The organism is Lutibacter oceani (assembly GCF_003384935.1).
In the GTDB taxonomy this organism is placed as follows: domain Bacteria; phylum Bacteroidota; class Bacteroidia; order Flavobacteriales; family Flavobacteriaceae; genus Lutibacter; species Lutibacter oceani.
In genome coordinates this window covers 128,033-146,780 of sequence record NZ_QTTQ01000011.1, presented here as the reverse complement: position 1 = coordinate 146,780, position 18,748 = coordinate 128,033, and the positions used below count along the sequence as shown (strand labels likewise).

15 protein-coding genes are annotated in these 18,748 nt (G+C 29.6%); 10 read left to right on the top strand and 5 right to left on the bottom strand.

The genetic code is table 11. The annotated features are described in order from the left end of the window. The first annotated feature begins 131 nt into the window (after positions 1–131). Both guaA and BX611_RS09955 read left to right on the top strand, forming a co-directional pair. Entirely contained in the window at positions 132–1,664 is a 1,533-nt protein-coding gene (guaA, locus tag BX611_RS09960) for a glutamine-hydrolyzing GMP synthase (protein ID WP_115880781.1), read from the top strand. Between the two features lie 26 nt (positions 1,665–1,690). Then, positions 1,691–3,412 carry a PBP1 and LysM peptidoglycan-binding domain-containing protein gene (locus BX611_RS09955; protein ID WP_115880779.1) on the top strand — a complete coding sequence of 574 codons (1,722 nt, stop codon included), beginning with the start codon at positions 1,691–1,693 and terminating at the stop codon, positions 3,410–3,412. 60 nt (positions 3,413–3,472) lie between these two features. Here BX611_RS09955 and BX611_RS09950 read toward each other — a convergent pair whose 3' ends face one another. Together BX611_RS09950 and ccsA are read right to left on the bottom strand one after the other, a co-directional pair. Next, positions 3,473–3,988: a DUF2892 domain-containing protein gene (locus BX611_RS09950; protein ID WP_115880777.1), complete on the bottom strand. Its 516-nt coding sequence runs from the start codon at positions 3,986–3,988 to the stop codon at positions 3,473–3,475. Positions 3,989–4,038: 50 nt separating this feature from the next. Next, complete coding sequence (gene ccsA / locus BX611_RS09945) at positions 4,039–7,158, bottom strand: cytochrome c biogenesis protein (protein ID WP_115880775.1); 3,120 nt, start codon at positions 7,156–7,158, stop codon at positions 4,039–4,041. Between the two features lie 349 nt (positions 7,159–7,507). Here ccsA and BX611_RS09940 point away from each other — a divergent pair, with 349 nt between their 5' ends. From BX611_RS09940 to BX611_RS09905, 8 genes are all read left to right on the top strand, one after another. Next, the gene (locus BX611_RS09940) at positions 7,508–8,884 is read left to right on the top strand and encodes a tryptophanase (RefSeq protein ID WP_115880773.1); all 1,377 of its coding nucleotides are present in this window, start codon (positions 7,508–7,510) and stop codon (positions 8,882–8,884) included. A gap of 56 nt (positions 8,885–8,940) precedes the next feature. Beyond that, a complete protein-coding gene (locus BX611_RS09935; protein WP_240324962.1) occupies positions 8,941–9,402 on the top strand; it encodes an RrF2 family transcriptional regulator in 462 nt (153 codons plus the stop codon). Between the two features lie 129 nt (positions 9,403–9,531). Continuing rightward, positions 9,532–9,993 (top strand): c-type cytochrome, encoded by a 462-nt coding sequence (locus BX611_RS09930; protein WP_115880771.1) that lies wholly within the window; start codon positions 9,532–9,534, stop codon positions 9,991–9,993. Between the two features lie 10 nt (positions 9,994–10,003). Next, the gene (locus tag BX611_RS09925) at positions 10,004–11,341 is read left to right on the top strand and encodes a cbb3-type cytochrome c oxidase subunit I (protein WP_115880769.1); all 1,338 of its coding nucleotides are present in this window, start codon (positions 10,004–10,006) and stop codon (positions 11,339–11,341) included. 114 nt (positions 11,342–11,455) lie between these two features. Further along, complete coding sequence (locus BX611_RS09920) at positions 11,456–12,235, top strand: CbbQ/NirQ/NorQ/GpvN family protein (protein WP_115880767.1); 780 nt, start codon at positions 11,456–11,458, stop codon at positions 12,233–12,235. A gap of 154 nt (positions 12,236–12,389) precedes the next feature. Further along, on the top strand, positions 12,390–14,159 hold the full coding sequence (locus BX611_RS09915) for a nitric oxide reductase activation protein NorD (RefSeq protein ID WP_205417117.1): 1,770 nt from the start codon (positions 12,390–12,392) through the stop codon (positions 14,157–14,159). Beyond that, positions 14,160–14,741 (top strand): cytochrome c oxidase subunit 3, encoded by a 582-nt coding sequence (locus BX611_RS09910; protein ID WP_115880763.1) that lies wholly within the window; start codon positions 14,160–14,162, stop codon positions 14,739–14,741. Between the two features lies 1 nt (position 14,742). After that, positions 14,743–14,988, top strand: a complete 246-nt coding sequence (locus BX611_RS09905) for a cytochrome C oxidase subunit IV family protein (RefSeq protein ID WP_115880761.1) — start codon at positions 14,743–14,745, stop codon at positions 14,986–14,988. 5 nt (positions 14,989–14,993) lie between these two features. Here BX611_RS09905 and BX611_RS09900 read toward each other — a convergent pair whose 3' ends face one another. From BX611_RS09900 to BX611_RS09890, 3 genes are all read right to left on the bottom strand, one after another. Further along, complete coding sequence (locus tag BX611_RS09900; RefSeq protein WP_115880759.1) at positions 14,994–16,133, bottom strand: PQQ-dependent sugar dehydrogenase; 1,140 nt, start codon at positions 16,131–16,133, stop codon at positions 14,994–14,996. Positions 16,134–16,285: 152 nt separating this feature from the next. Next, positions 16,286–18,217, bottom strand: a complete 1,932-nt coding sequence (locus BX611_RS09895; protein WP_115880757.1) for a CocE/NonD family hydrolase — start codon at positions 18,215–18,217, stop codon at positions 16,286–16,288. A 122-nt stretch (positions 18,218–18,339) separates the two neighbouring features. Next, positions 18,340–18,720 (bottom strand): DUF423 domain-containing protein, encoded by a 381-nt coding sequence (locus BX611_RS09890; RefSeq protein WP_115880755.1) that lies wholly within the window; start codon positions 18,718–18,720, stop codon positions 18,340–18,342. Between the last annotated feature and the right edge of the window lie 28 nt (positions 18,721–18,748).

Genomic DNA, 18,748 nt, shown 5'->3' with positions numbered 1-18,748 from the left:
AATTATTGATACTCTAAAAAAATGTCTTAAATCTAATTTATTTGAGTTCAAGAATTGGCAAAAATTTTTAAAAATGGTAAAAAAAAATCTCAAAGCTTTAGTGTATATTTATTTAAATATTATTTTTGCGGATGCAACATCAAGTACTTATTTTAGATTTCGGTTCGCAATACACGCAGTTGATTGCTCGAAGAGTTAGGGAATTAAACATTTTTTGTGAAATTTTTCCTTACAACAGTAAAAGTTTTAAAGTTGAAGATTACAAAGCTGTAATTTTATCAGGTAGTCCGTTTTCGGTAAGAGCTGAAGATGCACCACATCCAGATTTATCAGCAATAAAAGGAAAACTTCCACTATTAGGCGTTTGTTATGGAGCGCAATTTATGGCACATAATTTTGGGGGTAAAGTTGGAGCATCTAATACACGAGAGTATGGTAGAGCAAATTTATCCTATATAAAAAAAGACGATTTATTTTTTGAAAATGTAAGTGAAGGTAGTCAAGTTTGGATGAGTCATAGTGACACCATTGTAAATTTACCAAGTAATTTTGAACTTATAGGAAGTACGCACGATGTTAAAAATGCTGCTTTTAAAATTAAAGGAGAAGCTACTTATGGAATTCAATTTCATCCTGAAGTATACCATTCAAAAGATGGCTTAACAATTTTAAAAAATTTTTTAGTAAATATTGCTGGTCTGCAACAAACTTGGACACCTGATTCTTTTGTTGAAACTACGGTTGCAGAATTAAAAGAAAAGTTAGGGAATGATAAAGTTGTACTTGGACTTTCAGGAGGTGTTGATTCAACGGTTGCTGCAACTTTAATAAGCAAAGCAATCGGGAAAAACCTGTACTGTATTTTTGTAAATAACGGTTTGTTACGTAAAAATGAATTTGAAAATGTGTTAGAGCAATACAAGCACATGGGGTTGAATGTAAAAGGTGTAGATGCTTCGGCACGTTTTTTGAAAGAATTGGCTGGAGAATCAGACCCTGAAGGTAAACGTAAAATTATAGGACGTGTTTTTATAGAAGTTTTTGATGATGAAGCACATCGGATTCAAGATGTAAGTTGGTTAGCACAAGGAACTATTTATCCAGATGTTATTGAATCGGTTTCTGCAACTGGTGGACCTTCTGCAACTATTAAATCGCACCATAATGTTGGTGGATTACCAGATTTTATGAAATTAAAAATTGTTGAGCCATTAAATACACTTTTTAAAGATGAGGTTCGTAGGGTTGGAAGATCAATGGGAATAGATGATGAATTATTAGGACGTCACCCTTTTCCTGGGCCAGGTTTAGGTATTAGAATTTTAGGAGATATAACGGCTGAAAAAGTTAGAATGTTGCAAGAAGTGGATCATATTTTTGTTCAAGGATTAAAAGATGACGGTTTGTACGATAGTGTATGGCAAGCTGGAGCAATGTTACTACCTGTAAATTCAGTAGGCGTAATGGGAGACGAAAGGACCTATGAAAAAGCTGTTGTATTAAGAGCTGTAGAATCTACTGATGGAATGACGGCAGATTGGGTTAATTTACCTTACGAGTTTTTACAAAAAACATCAAATAAAATAATAAATGGTGTAAAAGGCGTTAATAGAGTAGTATATGATATTAGTTCTAAACCACCAGCAACAATAGAGTGGGAATAAAATCCTACCTTAATTAAATTTCCTCAATGAAAAGAATAAAGTTTTTACTTGTAATTTTATTAATGTGTACTATTAATTTGGTTGCACAACAAAAAAAATACGTTTCATACACTGTTAAAAAAGGTGAAAATATGAAAAGTATTGCTAAAGATTATAAAATTTCTACTAGAGATTTACTAAAATTAAATCCTGATATTGGGAGAAAACCGAGACCAAATACAGTAATAATCGTTCCTAATAAAAATTATGGAAAAAATGTTACTGAAGGTAATGAAATAGATAACTACTTTTATATAGTTCAGCCGAAAGAAACCTTATTTGGTATTTCAAAAAAGTTTAACATTTCAATTGATGCCTTAAAAAAGGCAAATCCTGAACTAGAATACGGATTAAAAATTGGGATGCAGCTTAAAATTCCGAGCACAACTGAAAATAATGTTAATGATGCTGCTAATTTTATTTTACATACTGTTGTTAAAGATGATACGGTTTACAATTTAACTAAGAAATATGAAGTTACAGAAAGTGATTTATTTGAGTTAAACCCAAGTTTATCTGAAGGCCTTAAATTAGGAATGATTTTAAAGATAAAACCAATTAATACTTCGGAAATATTAGAGGATGAAGTGCTAACTGAAACGGGTTTGTTTATTGAAAATTTAAACCTTGAAAAGACCCTGAATATAGCGATTATGTTGCCATATGAGCTAAATAAATATGTGGATTCTATCCCTGAAAGTACACTTTTAAAAGGGAATTCTATTTTTAATATTGCTACAGATTTTCATATGGGGGCTGAAATGGCAATAGACTCTTTAAAAAGAAAAGGTGTAATAATAAATGTAAGGTATTTCGACACTCAAAATTCAAATTATAAGTTACAGACAATTGTTGATAGAAATGATTTTTCTAATACAGATGTAGTTATTGGACCTCTGTTTTACAATAAAGCATATTGGTTATCTAAAAATATTAATGTACCTATTATTGCCCCATTATATTCTAAAGATCAAGATGGGTTATCTGCTGCAAACTTGATAAAATCAGATTCTAATTCTCCTAATTTCTTAGAGGAAAAATTGTTGGATTATATGAAGAAAAATTATAAAGGGGAAAATATTATTGTAATTAATGATGGGGATGAAGCTTCACAAAGTAAATTATGGCGTATAGTAAATAAAATAAAGTCGTTTGATTCTATTCAAAATGTTTCTGTGATTAAATCTAATAAAGGTTTTATTGATAATGAAAAATTTATTGAAAAATTAGAAGAAGATTCAAATAACTGGGTACTTTTAATTAGTGAAGAAATTGTTACTACAGCAGCTGCAGTAAATAATTTAAAAGCTACTATTGAAGAGTATAATATTCAGTTATTTGCTTCTAGTAAAGGGAGAAATTTTGATAATATAGAAAACAGTTTCTTGGGGCAATTAAATTTTGTTTTTCCAACAACAGATTTTATCATAATTGAAGATGTAAATGTGAAAAGTTTTTATAATAATTTTCGAGCTAAAAATTACACGTATCCTTCAAAATATGCGATAAGGGGTTTTGATATTACCTATGATACTTTAGTGCGTTTGGCAAGTGATGAAAGTTTAGAGGGTGGTTTAAAGGCAGGTAAATCATCAAGAATTTCAGGAACTTTTAATTATAATAAAAAATTATTTGGAAGTTTTGAGAATAATGGTGTTTACATAGTTCAATATAATAAAGAACTAAACCCTGTTATTATTAATGAATAAAAAATATTAAGCATAAAAAAAGCGCAACATAGTTGCGCTTTTTTTATGCTTTACTAAAACTTATATTTTTTTAAGCTGATCTTTCATCATTTTAATTTGATCAGTTAAAACTCCTTGCGTATCTAATTTTTTAGCTTCATTAATTAACATTGTAGCTTCACGTTTACGTCTTTTAGACATTGCAATTCCTCCTAATTGTAATTTAGCCATTGCAATATCATGCTTCATATTTAAACCTAAACTAATAGCCTTTTTAAAGAATTTCTCTGCTTGAGTTAAGTTTGTTTGTGAAACCATAATTCCTTGTAAAAAATTATAATAGCCTTCTTGTTTTTTAATTAAAGCACTACTAGGATTTTTAATATATGACAACCATTTACTTGCTCCCGCAAAATTTTGTTTTCTTAATTGTAGAAAAGCCAATAAAATAAACTCATTTTTAAAATAAAACAGTACAAAAATACCTGCCAATAATACTAATGAAATTCCATTCATGATGTTTCCATCAACAAATTGAAAAATTGACCAAACTAAAATACCTCCTGCAATTACTAATTTTATATATTTATTAAACATTGATAATTTTTTTAATAGGTTGCAAAGTTACGTTTTTGCAACGATTTTAATTATTTTTTATAATGTTTTTTATATTGAATATACGCAATTATTGAAAGTACTGAAACTACACCAACTGCATAATACACAAAAGTTGGTGTAATTGCTTTATCTCCACTAGCGTAAGAATGTAAACCAGAAAGGTAGAAATTAACTCCAAAATAAGTCATTAAAATTGAAGCAAATGCAGCTATTGAAAAAACATTAAAAGCAAATCGGCTTCTTAAACCTGGAACTAATCTTAAATGCAATACAAATGCATAAATCATAATACTAATTAAAGCCCAAGTTTCTTTTGGATCCCACCCCCAATAACGTCCCCAACTTTCATTAGCCCATTGTCCACCTAAAAAGTTTCCAATAGTTAACATTATTAAACCAACAGTTAAAGACATTTCGTTTATAATTGTCAATTCTTTAATCATTAAGCCAATTTTGTTTTTGTTTTTTGAAGATGTTAAAATCATAAGAATTAATGAAATTAAACCTAAAATCATACCTAATGCAAAAGGACCATAACTTGCTACAATTATTGAAACGTGAATCATTAACCAGTATGAATTTAATACAGGTTGAAGGTTTGCAATTTCAGGATCCATCCAGTTCCAATGCGCAACCATTAAAATAAATGCAGTTAAAAATGCTGTTGCTGCTATGGTCATAGATGATTTTCTTCCAAAAATTAACCCAAAGAGCATAGTTGCCCAACCTACATAAATCATAGATTCGTAAGCATTACTCCAAGGTGCATTTCCGCTTACAATCCAACGTGCAATTAAACCTCCGGTATGCATCAAAAATAAACCTATAATAATAGCAATACTACCTTTAATTAAGTAATTAATTGCTTTATTGGCATTGAAAATTTGAAAAATTACAAATAAGAACATCAAGGTTCCTATGTACATATAATAGCTATAAATGGTTCTAAAAACATCATATTTATTATAAGCAATTTCTAAATTAATTTTATCTTCAGAAGGGTAAACGGCACTACCATATTTCTTTTGAAAATCCGTTATTCCGCTAAGAAGTTGATTCGCAGTTGTAAAATCATTTGTTGAAGTTGATTCAGACAAAGTTTTAATATAAACAGGTAAAAGTTGACGAACAAAAATAGAATCCTGACCTTTATAACTAGCCTTATTTAAGTCGTTATGTGAAATCCAAGTATTATTAATATCATTTGGGATAGGAAAAATTCTAAGAACATCACCTGTAATTGCTGAATAAAATAAATTAACTCTTCTGTCAACATTAATTACATCTTTTTCAAACTTACTTTTTATATTGGTTTTTTGAGCTTTTTGTTGGTGCTCAGCAATTTTATACATTCCTTTTGTATCAAAAAAGTCTGCAAGTGTTGCATATTTTTGATCGTGTGGAATACCAATAATATCCCTTAATTTTGTATTTCCTTTCTCAACATAAATAATTGGTATTTGAAACCACAACCTAGGATTTTGCTGAATTGATAAGAACACTTGAGTGGCGTTCATATCTTTGTAAGTATCGTGTTTACTAACTTTACGTAATAATTCTGAAGCATAGGTATGAATAGGTTTCATTCTACCACCAGCATCTTGAATAATTAGTTTACTAAATAAATCGGAATGAGATACATCAATTTTATTGGCTATTAATGCTGAATCTATTTGTTTTTCAGATAATGAATGATTGTGCTGTTGTGAAAACGCCACACTTGAAATTAAAAATAATACAAGTACTGTTAATGTTGCTTTCTTTTTTCTTATTTTTTGAAGCCCTTTTCTAAGGAAATCAAATCTTGTATTTTTCATAAATAAGATTAAAATTAAACCAGCATACAACAAGAAATATCCAATATATGTTATAGTTGAACCCCAAAAATCATGATTAACAGATAGGTGGGTTTCTTCATATTCAGAAGTAATATTATAACTTGATTGAAAAAATTTATAACCTTTATAATTTAGAATGTGATTCATAAAAATTCTAAAATCAAAAGTTTCACTCGGGTCAATAACAGTTACTTCACTTGCATAAGACATTGCACTTTCGGAACCAGGATATTTATCAAGTTGAAAATCATTTAATTTTATGCTAAATGGAAGTTTCATTTGCATAGCACCATAACTCATTCTAAAATTTAAATTACCAACAGAAAATTGTGTTGGTGGTTGAATTGCAAATTTACCACCACTAAGTTTTACATGTTTTGTTTCTCCATTTGTGGTTACATCAAACTCTAATTGAGCTAAAGAATTTTGATCTTTATCACCGGAAACCGTTTTGTATGCCCCTTTAATTGGTCCTTTTGGAACAACAAATTGCAATCCTGCAACTGAATGAACTGCTAAAAGTGAAAAGTTTTGCAAAGAATCTTTTGCAATGGTACCTTCAAAATTATCTGCCATTCTAAAAAATTGACCTTCAACTGCAGATTTAATTTTTAAATTACCATCAACAGATTTAAAATCAATTACATTATTAGCAGGTGAATCAAATCCAACTAAAACACCATGAACCACTTCAGATGAACCTTGCTTTATGTAATGGTTGTGTCTTCCGCCACCACCTGATTCAACTATTAGTAAATAATTATCTCCTGATTCAACTTCTTCAAAAACATTTGAAGCATTTGGAATATAATCTGTTAATTTAATTGAAACATCGGTTCCTTTAAAATCTGTATTATAGCTATAGTTATTACTTCCTAAAGCAGAGAGTAAAATTGGATGATGTACAGGTGTTTTTTGCTCGTTACCATCATTAATGATAATGCTAATGTAATTTTTTTCTGAAAGAAAATTATTACTAACAGCACCTTCTTTAATTGGCATTATACCTTCAAAACTAATATACCTTGTAATTCCTGCTCCAATTATTATTAAAAGGAAAGCTAGGTGAAAAGCAAGTACAACTAATTTTTCTTTTCTATATAATTTGTATTTTAAAATATTACCAAAAAAGTTTATGGCAAACAAAATCATGATTGCTTCAAACCACCAAGCATTATAAACTAAAGCTTTTGCTGTTTCGGTACCGTAATCGTTCTCTATAAAGGTTGCAACACCCATAGCCATGGCAAAAACTAAAAATAAAATTGCCATTAATCGGGTAGAATAAATAAGTGAAAGAATTTTGTTCATTTCAATGGTTTTATTATTAAAAATAAATCTTGTGCAAAAATAATGATAAATGTCATATAGCGATGCTATAATTCATTTATTAATTCAATTAAAATTGTAGGTACAAAGTTAAGTGTAACTTTTATTACAATTAATGACTATTGTCATTAAAAAATCTTCAAATATTTTGGATTTTTGACTGTTAAAAATGAAAAATTCGTAATTTTGTTGATATAACTATTTTAATGAACATTTTTTTCTTTAATAATATCTATTTAAATATAAAGCGTCCAGAATGCTTTATTAAATAGGTCCTACTTATTAGTTATTACTTTCAACCTTTATTTTAAATTTAAAACATCATATTATTATGGATTTACCATATGCAGAACCATATAAAATTAAAATGGTAGAACAATTAAAACGTTCTACAAAAGAACAACGATTAAATTGGATTAAAAAAGCACATTACAACCTGTTTAATTTAGCTTCTGATAATGTATTTATAGATATGTTAACAGATTCAGGAACAGGCGCTATGAGCGACCAGCAATGGGCAGAAATGATGATTGGTGATGAAAGTTATGCAGGTTCTTTATCCTTCAAAAAATTAAAAAAAACAGTTAAAAAAATTACCGGATTCAAGTACTTTTTACCAACCCACCAAGGTAGAGCAGCAGAGAATGTATTGTTTTCTGCAATGGTAAAAGAAGGGAATATTGTACCTGGAAATTCACATTTTGACACCACGAAAGGACATATAGAGTTTAGAAAAGCAACTGCTGTTGATTGTACAATTGATGAAGCTTTTGATACTTCAGTAATTCATCCTTTTAAAGGAAATATTGATTTAAATAAACTGGAAACAGTTTTTAAAAAATATCCAAAAGAGAAAATTCCATTTGTTATTTTAACAATTACTTGTAATAGTGCTGGTGGTCAGCCGGTTTCAATAAAAAATACAAAAGAAGTTTCAGAACTCTGTAAAAAATATGGTGTTCCACTTTATTTTGATGCTGCTCGTTTTTCTGAAAATGCTTATTTCATAAAAAAAAGAGAAAAGGGTTATGAAAATAAAACGATTAAAGAAATTGTGAAAGAAGTTTTTTCATATGGTGATGGAATGACGATGAGTGCTAAAAAAGATGGTTTGGTAAATATGGGTGGTTTTATTGCACTAAATAATAAGGAAGTTTTTAAACAGGCAACTGTATTTAATATTATGTTTGAAGGTTTTATTACTTATGGAGGAATGAATGGACGTGATATGGGTGCTTTAGCTGTTGGGTTAAACGAATCAACTGAATTTAATTATTTAGAGAGTAGGGTAGAACAGGTTGCTTATTTAGGACAAAAATTAGTTGATTTTGGTGTGCCTGTTCAACAACCATTTGGTGGACATGCCATATTTTTGGATGCTAATAAATTTGTTCCAACAATTCCAAGAGAAGAGTACCGTGCTCAAGCTTTAGCAATAGAACTGTATGTTGTAGGTGGAATTAGAGGTGTTGAAATAGGTACGGTTTTGGCAGATAGAGATCCTGTTACTAGAGAGAACAGGTATCCTGAACTAGAATTGGTTCGTTTGGCAATTCCCAGACGAACATATACAAATAATCACATGGATTATGTAGCAGCTTCGCTAAAAAATATTTACGATTCAAGAAATGAAGCTAAATCGGGTTACAATATTGTTGATGAAGCACCTATTATGAGACACTTTACAGTTAAATTTGAAAAAATATAATACTTTTTACTCTTTTTTTATTAATTTCACCAAAATGAAATTGAAAAATTAGTTTTATGATGTTATCACGCGCAAGTAAGTATGCAATTTTATCTACTCTTTATTTAGCTGAACATGCAAGTGAGAATAGAAAAATTAGTGTTAAAGTAATTGCAGAAAGTATAGATGTTCCAAGCCCTTTTTTAGCAAAATTATTTCAACAATTGGTAAAAGGAAAAATTATTTCTTCAACAAAAGGCCCAAATGGAGGCTTTTATTTAACAAAAAAAAATCAGAAGAAAAATGTCCTTGATATTATTGAAAATATTGATGGTTTAAACAGAATTAATGAATGTTTTTTGGGGTTGTCTGAATGTGATGGTACAAATCCTTGTCCTGTACATTTTATTGTTGAACCTTTTAAAAATAGTATACTTGGAAAATTTAGAGATAAAAATATTATGGAATTTTCCCAAGAAATTGTTTCAAAAGGGAGAAAACTAACTATTAAAGATATTTCTACAGAAATAAATTCCTAAATAAAATTATAAAATACTGACATTTATCATATTAATATATGCATAATTATATAAATTTGTATTTATATAAAAGATAAAAAGGTCTTAATATATTTATAAATGAAAATTAACCAATTAAATTCGTAAAACATGTTATCTAAAAAACAAGCAAGAGCTTTCTTTTTAGGAGGAACATTAGTGACGTTTCTTATTTTTATAGGACTCACCGTGTACTCTTTATCAGAAAGTACAGATCAAACTAACCATATAAACCTTACTGCAGAAGTGGTTAGAGGTAAAGAAATTTGGGAGTCTAATAATTGTATGGGATGTCATACCATATTAGGTGAAGGAGCTTATTATGCTCCAGAATTAACAAAAGTTGTTGATAGATTAAATTTAAAATACAATGAAAATGGCGAAGAAATAATCAAAGGTATTTTAATGTCAAAGGCACCATGGCAACCTAATGGCAGAAAAATGGTGGCTTATGGTATGTCTGAGCAAGAAGCTATGGATGTAATTGCTTTTTTTAAATGGATTGGAGAAATTGATTTAAATGGATTTGATCGTATAGTATCACCTTTAGCAAAAGATAAAATTAACAACTAAACTAAGAATTATGAAATATAAATCACAAAAAGTAGCATATTGGTTTTTTGCCCTTTCAATGCTATTATTAGTATTACAAATAACTTATGGTTTTATAATGGGGTTTGCCCGTATAGGATTTGATAATTTACACGATTTAATACCTTTTAATACAGCTAGAGCTGTGCATACAAATCTATTAGTTGTTTGGTTATTATCTGGTTTTATGGGAGCCGCTTATTACATTATTCCTGAAGAGGCACAAAAAGAATTAGTAAGTGTAAAATTGGCATATGTCCAACTAATCAGTTTAGCTTTAGTTGGTGTAATTGCAGTAGTTGGATACCATTTTAACTACTGGGAAGGTAGAAAGTTTTTAGAAATTCCAAGACCTTTGGATTATTTAGTTGTTGTTAATGTTTTGCTTTTTTTAGGAATTATTTTAACTACTTTATTCAAAGGGAAAAGAAGAACTACAACAGCATTGGTACTTTCAATGGGGTTATTATTTGCTGCTTTATTGTATTTACCAGGAATGTTACAGTTTGACAGTCAGGTAACAGATTCATTTTTCCGTTGGTGGGTTGTTCATTTATGGGTAGAAGGTGTTTGGGAATTAATTATGGGGGGTATTTTATCTTTCTTATTAATAAAACTTACAGGTGTAGATAGAGAAGTAATTGAAAAATGGTTGTATGTAATTGTAGGTTTAACTTTTTTGTCTGGAGTTTTAGGAACAGGACATCATTATTACTATATAGGAGTTAATAAAATTTGGTTAATTGTTGGCGGAATATTTTCAGCATTAGAACCTTTAGCATTTTTAGCAATGGCATTATTTGCAGTAAATATGTATAGAAAGGGTGAGAAAAAACACCCAAATAAATTAGCATTATATTGGACTTTAGGTTCTGCGATTGTGTCGTTTGTTGGAGCTGGATTATTAGGATTTGCGCATACATTACCTCAAACAAATTTGTATACACACGGTACTTTAGTAACTGCAATGCACGGACATTTAGCTTTTTGGGGAGCTTATGCAATGATTGTTTTGGCTATTATAAGTTACAGTTTGCCAAATTTAACAGGTAGAAAATTATATGAAAGTACACGTGGAAGAGCAGCTTTTTGGTTGGCAAATATTGGAATGATTGGAATGACTGTTGCCTTTGGTGTTGCAGGTGTTGCTCAAGTATATTTAGAGCGTAAGTTTGGAATGGAGTTTATGGCAGTTCAAAAAGAAATTAGCATTCATTTTGTTGTTTTAATATTATGTGCAACATTGTTTACAACAGGTATTGTACTTTATATTATTGATTTTTACAAGCATGGTAAACCAACTGATGAAGCTTTAAATATTAATAAATAAAATTAGTATTAGTTTTTTAGATTGATTTCCAGCGCAAATAAATTTTTGTTAACATTCCATACTGTTTATAAATAGCTTATTGCGCTGGTTTTTTTAATATACAAAATAATATTTATGGAAAATATAGCACCATATTATCATCAAGTAGGGAAGGAAGTTGAAGTTTTTGAACACGCTTATAAAAACAAAATTCCTTTTTTATTAAAAGGGCCAACAGGAACTGGAAAATCAAGATTTATTGAGTATATGGCCTATAAATTGAATAAAAAATTAATTACTATTTCTTGTCATGAAGAGACTTCTTCAACTGATTTAGTTGGTAGATATATTATAAAAGGAGCAGAAACTATTTGGTCTGATGGGCCATTAACAACTGCTTTAAAACAAGGAGCAATTATTTATTTAGATGAAATTGCTGAGGCAAGACCTGATGTTATTGTGGCAATTCACTCGTTAACAGATCATAGACGAGAATTGTTTATTGATAAGTTAGGTGAAACTGTAAAAGCACATAATGATTTTATGCTGGTTGCATCCTTTAATCCAGGTTATCAAAAAGGATTTAAAGAGTTAAAGCCTTCAACACGTCAGCGATTTATTGCAGCTGCTTTTGCCTATCCTGATGCTATAATTGAAGCAGATATTTTGGTAAATGAAACAGGAATTCAACTTGAGATTGCTAAAAAACTAGTAAATATTGCTACCAAAATTAGAAATCTTACTGAGTTAGGTTTGGCAGAAACTGTTTCAACACGTTTATTAGTTGATGCCGCTAAATTAATTCATAGTGGATTGCCTAAACGTTTATCTGTTGAAGTTGCAATTGTTGAACCTTTAACTGATGATTTAGATGTAGTTGAAGCTTTAAAAGATTTATGTAATCTAATGATATAAAAATTAGCATCCTAAAGATGTCATGCTGAGCTTGTCGAAGTATGTCTCACAATCTAATCAAGTCAAAATTTAACTGGTCACTGAGCGAAGTTAAAGTGATTAATTTACAACAAGTAACCATCAACTAAAACCCAACAACCAACAACTATTAATAATGTTCGAACCAGATGAATACATATTTACCAAACTTGCATATTTCTTTAAAAAGAGAAATAAAAAAAAGCAAGAAGGTATTTTACATTCGGTTTCGTTAATAGATATTAAACCACGATTAACTATATTATCAAGAGCAATTACTGGGAGTTCTATTGAAATTTATGAAGCGGAAAGAGAAGGTGGTTATAAAAATAACAACTATTTTCTTCCAACCCATTTTGTAGAGTTTCCTTCACAAGAAGAGAATATTTCATTTTATTTATTTAGAATTTTATACTTATCGGTTCAAAAGAATTTAAATTTAAATTGGAATGATAATTTAGAGCACGATTTATTAGAGTCTCAACAAAAGAGTGAAGAAAATTCATTTCAAGTTTTGGAATTATTATTTGAGCAATTTCCTATTTCAAAAAAATACCATAATAAATTAGTTAAATTTTATTCAGAAAAGCAAAAAAATAACATCCCTAAAGATTTTTCATTCATTTACGGAAAATGGATGCGAAATAATCCCGAAGAATCTTCAGAAGAAAAATTACAGAATTTTACAGAGAATGTAAAAAAAGTAGAAGAAGATAAACCCAAAACAATTTTAAAATCCAATGCTGTTGAAGAAATAATTTCCGTTCAAGTAGATATTAAACAACAAGAAGATGCAGTTTTGCAACATCAATTTGAAAAAGTAGAAACAGCAGAAGAATTTGGCGGGAATTTTAAAGATTTTGATGGAGAAGATGAATTAGATGATCATTCCAACGCATTGGATGATGTTAATATGAAATATACGGTTCGGGTTGATGATACTGCACACTCTGTTTATCAAGCAGATTTTATTGAAAATACAACAGTTTCAGAAAGTGCAGAAATTGATAATAAAGGTTATCATATAAAATACGATGAATGGGATTTTTCCAAACGAAAGTATAAGGAAGATTTTTGTAAAGTATACCCAAAAACGCTATTAAAAAACGATGTTAATTATTACAAAAAAACATTAAAGGATCATCGGTCAACGCTGATTGGTTTACGTAAAATGTTAACCACAGTCAACAATAAATTTCAACAACAGCGCAGACAATCTCAAGGTGAAGAGTTTGACATTGATGCCATTACAGATTTGTTTGTTGATTTACATTCCGGACATACACCTTCAGAAAATATATATATATCAAAAAGAAAAAAGGAGAAAGATTTATCTATTTTATTACTGTTAGATGTTAGTTTGTCAAGTGATGGTTATGCAGCAGGGAACAGAGTGATTGATGTTGAAAAACAAGTTTCAATTTTATTTGGTGAAATTTTAAATGAATTTAATATTGATTTTTCTATTGATTGTTTTCATTCTAAAACCAGAAACCACTCTTCATACATGACAATTAAAGATTTTGATGAAGATTGGAATAAAGCAAAATTTAAAGTTGGTGCTATTGAGCCAAGTGGTTATACAAGAATTGGAGCAGCTTTGCGTCATTCTGGTGCTATGTTAGACAAAAGAAATACTAAAAATAAGTGGGTTATTTTACTCTCAGATGGAAAACCAAATGATTACGATAAGTACGAAGGAAAATATGGAATAAATGATGTGAAACAGGCACTGAGAGAGTTGAATGAACGAAATATAAATTCGTATGCTTTAGCAATTGAAGCACAAGCCAAATACTATTTGCCCCAAATGTTTGGGCAAAATCACTATCAAATATTAACAACTCCAGTGGAACTTTTAAAATCAATGGTTCAACTGTATGAAAAAATAAAACATCAAAGTTAAATGGAAACCATAACTGTAAATAAAAATAAATTATACTATCCGCCTGGAGGGATATTATTATGGATAATTATTTTTTTAGAACTATTTACTTTTGGGATGGCATTAATTGCAATGGTTTTTTATAGTAAATATGAACCTGAAGTTTTTCATAATTCCAGATTGTTGTTAAACTCAACTTTTGGTGCGGTTAATACAGTGTTTTTATTAACAAGTGGCTTTTTTATGGCAATTTCTGTTAAAAGTTTTAAGAAAAATAATATCAAAAAAACGACTTACTTTTTACGATTGACAATGTTTGGAGGAATTTTATTTTTGGTTTTAAAAAGTGTTGAGTATTATTTTAAAATTGAAAGCGGTTATACAATTGGCTACAATACTTTTTTCTCATTTTACTGGATGTTAACATTATTTCATGTAATTCATGTAATTGTAGGCTTGGTTATTTTGTTTAATATTTATATTGGTTTTAAACAACAAAAATCTTCAAATTCAGTTGAAGATTTTGAGTCAAGTGCTGCCTTTTGGCATATGTGCGATTTAATTTGGTTACTTCTTTTTCCAGTAGTTTATTTAATTTTTTAAAATGAAAAAAAAAATATTATTAAAGGTTTGGATTGTACTAATTGTACTAACAGTAAGTGTCGCTTTAGTAGCTAATTTAACTTTGAGTATTTCATTTACAGCAATAATTATTTTAAGCTTGTCTATTCTTAAATTTTTAGGAGTTTCATTTTATTTTATGGAATTAAAAAAAGCACATGTATTTTGGAAAGCAGCTGTTTTAATGTATGTTTTTTTATTTTTTGTAATAATAATTATATTACTTTAAGAGTGTTATTTACTTGGTGTTAAACGAACAATTCCAATATTTTGTACAGCAACATAAATAAAGCCGTCAGGTGCTTGGCGAACATAACGCACTCTGCCAATGTTTTCTAATAATTTTTCTTCTTTAATTACCTTGTCATTTTCTAAAACACATCTATTTAAATATTGAAATTTTAAGGAACCAACTAATAAATTTCCTTTCCATTCAGGATATTTATCACTTGTAACAAACATCATTCCGCTTGGTGCAATTGAAGGAACCCAATAATGTATTGGATCTTCCATTCCGGGAAGTGAAGTGTCATCTGTAAATTTAGTGTCGTTATAGTTTATACCATATGAAGCTTTTGGCCAACCGTAGTTTTTTCCAGCTTTAAGTATGTTTATTTCATCACCACCTTGGGGTCCGTGTTCATGCGTCCAAATTTTCCCAGTTTCAGGGTGTAATACCATTCCTTGTGGATTTCTATGTCCATATGAATAAATTGCTTTTTTTGCATTTTCGGTATTGTAAAATGGGTTGTCTGTTGGAATTGTTCCATCACTATTAATTCTATATATTTTGCCACAATCTTTAGTAATATCCTGTGGATTAACATCACGATCAAAACGATCACCAACTGAAAAATACAAATAGCCTTCTCTATCAAATTCAATACGTGAACCAAAATGTGCACTGCGTTTTGTGTTTGGTGTGGCTTTGTATAAAACTTTAGTTTCAACCAAACTGGAATCTTCTAATTTTGCTCTCATAATTGTTGTATTTCCTCCATTGTTATCATTTTCAATATTTGAAGAGTATGATAAATACAACCAACCATTTTCTGTATATTTAGGGTCTAATTCAATATCTAATAAACCACCTTGTCCATTAAAATAAACCTCAGGAACATTTTTAATCATGGTTTTAATACCATTTTTAAAATGAACTAAATCCCCTTTTTGTTCAGTAATTAGCATTGAACTATCAGGTAAAAAAGCCATGCTCCAGGGCACATCCAATCCGTTAACAATAGTATCAACCTTAAAAGATACTGCTGCGTTATTTGAAGTTTGAAGCGCTGTTTTTTCTGTTGATTTTTCTTTGCATGAAATTGAAATTACCGAAATTATAATTATGCTAAAAAATAAATAGGATTTCTTCATTGGTTTAATTTTTAATTATAAAAAGTTCATCACCTGAACTTGTTTTAGCGGTTTATTTATAAATTATTAACTCTTAAATATTACGAGATGATGAAATAAATTCAGCATGACTTAAAATAGTCTTTATTATACAAAACGTATAGTCATATTTTTTATTTCAATACTGTAAATTCAATATTTGAAGATGTAAAAACGGTATGTGTTTGTGTTTTAAAGTCTTCTTTTTTAGCTTTAAAAATATTGCCAACATACGTTTGCGGATTTAAATCAATTAAAGGAAACCAAGTGCTCTGCACTTGAATTTGTAATTTATGTCCTTTTTTAAACGTGTGATGAACATCTTGTAATTTAATATTTACAGCAGTTTTTTTATTTGGGACAAAAGGCTCTGGAAATGTAAAGCTATTTCTAAATTTTCCGCGCATTACCTCGCTACGTACCATTAAGTGATAGTTACTCATTTTTAAATGGTTTTGCATTTCATCATTATTTTCTTCTGTATCTGATGGATGAACATCAATAATTTTAACAATCCAGTCGGCATCAGTTCCAGTAGTTGCAACTTGTAATTTAGCCAAAATATCTCCAGCTAAAGTAAAGTCGTCCTCTAAAATTTGAGTTTCAAAAACTAATACATCACTTCTTCTGGCAGCAAAACGCTGGTCATCGGTCATATATTTTCTTGGAGTGAAAACGGTTTTTACATCTTCAGAATAAGGAACAGGTTTTTTAATATCACTAATAAAAGTAATACCAATTTCTTTTCCTTTTTCAGAAGTTAATTCTTGATTATCAGCTAAATAAAAAGTTTGTTTTTCTGAATTTTTTGGAGGCCAGTTTTCGAATGAATCCCATTCTTTTTTACCGGAATCGTACACGTAAGCTTCTGGTAAGCCTGAATTTTTATCGCCTGTACCTTTTAAGAAATGATTGAAGAATTTTGTTTCAATTTGTTCTTGAAATTTTATTGAAATTGAATCACCAAAATAATAATTTCCAACACTATTTATTGGTTTTGTGCTCGCCCATTGTCCGTGACTCCAAGGTCCAAAAACCAAGGTATTGTAATTATCTGGATTGTATTTTTCAATAGTTTTATAAGTTTCTAAAGGTCCGTATAAATCTTCAGCATCAAATTCACCACCAACAACCATAGTTGCCACATGTGGTTTAACATTTTTTAAATGCTGTATAATGCCCTTGCTTTGCCAAACGGCATCGTAATTTGGGTGTTCCTTTAACTCTTTCCAAAAGAAATCACCAGTAGCATCACTATTTTTTAACGCAGGATTGTCTAATTTTTCATATTCAAAAAAGTGATCTAAATTACTAAGCGGACCAGCATCTAAAAAAAACTGGTATTGGTCTTTTGTATTTAAGTCGGGTATTTTATACCACGAAGTATCTGTTGGCTGGTCTTTAGGTGTTCCAAATAATGAAGTTGCTCTAAAATAGCTTAATAAATAAGCGCCGTTATGGTGGAAATCATCAAAAAAGAAATCTCCAATACACGCTTGTGGGGAAGCTGCTTTTAATGCAGGATGCGCATCAATAGTAGAATACGTACTATAAAATCCAGGATATGAAATTCCCCAAGTACCAACGTTTCCATTATTATTATCAACATTTTTTACCAACCAATCTGTGGTATCATAGGTATCAGAACTTTCATCAACAAAAGTGCTATCTTTTTTGTTCGGAATGTAAGCACGCATATTATCATAAGTGCCTTCACTCATCCAGCGCCCACGAACATCTTGATAAACAATTATATTTCCTTCTTTCATTAAATGCTTATTTGGAGCAATGCGGGTTTTGTATTTATTTTCACCATACGGTCTTACGCTATAAGGTGTACGTTGTAATAAAATAGGGTAGGTTTTACTTTTATCTTTTGGTGTGTAAATGGAAGTAAATAATTTAACACCATCTCGCATTGTTATATTTACTTCTGTTTTATCGTAATTTTCTTGAACATAGTTTGTTTCTGTTGAAGCAACTTCAGAAGGATTGTTTTTTTTACAACTAAAAACAAGGAATAGTAGCAATATAATAGTAATTGCTTTTAAGGTGGAGTTTTTCATTAAAGATAAATTAGTTTAAAAGTAAAACTACGAAAAAAATATGGCAATAATAATTGTTTGTGATGTCATTGCAAAGGTGGTACAACTGTGAAATTCTTTTTGTTTAATGAGTTTCTTTAAACCTACATATTTAAAATAGAGTAGCAAAGTAAACACCAGCCACAAACCAACAACAAACCACCAAGAGGTGTAATTGGACCTAAAAACTGTAACTTTTTGTTTTTGGCGGAAGAAATTACAAGTCCATAAATACTAAAGGAAAATAAAATAATACCTAACATAAAACTGTAAACCATGTATTTTTCTGATGTAGTTTCTAAATTAAAATTAAACCCGATTAATAGTAAAACAATTGCATGATACATTTGGTATTTAACTCCAGTTTCAAAGCTTTTTAATTGATCTTCATTTAATATCTTTTTTAAAGCGTGTGCTCCAAAAGCACCGAATATTACAGCGAAGCCTCCTAAAATGCTGGCAAATAATAATGTAAATTGTTGCATAACTTATTATTGAAATATTTAAAAGGGA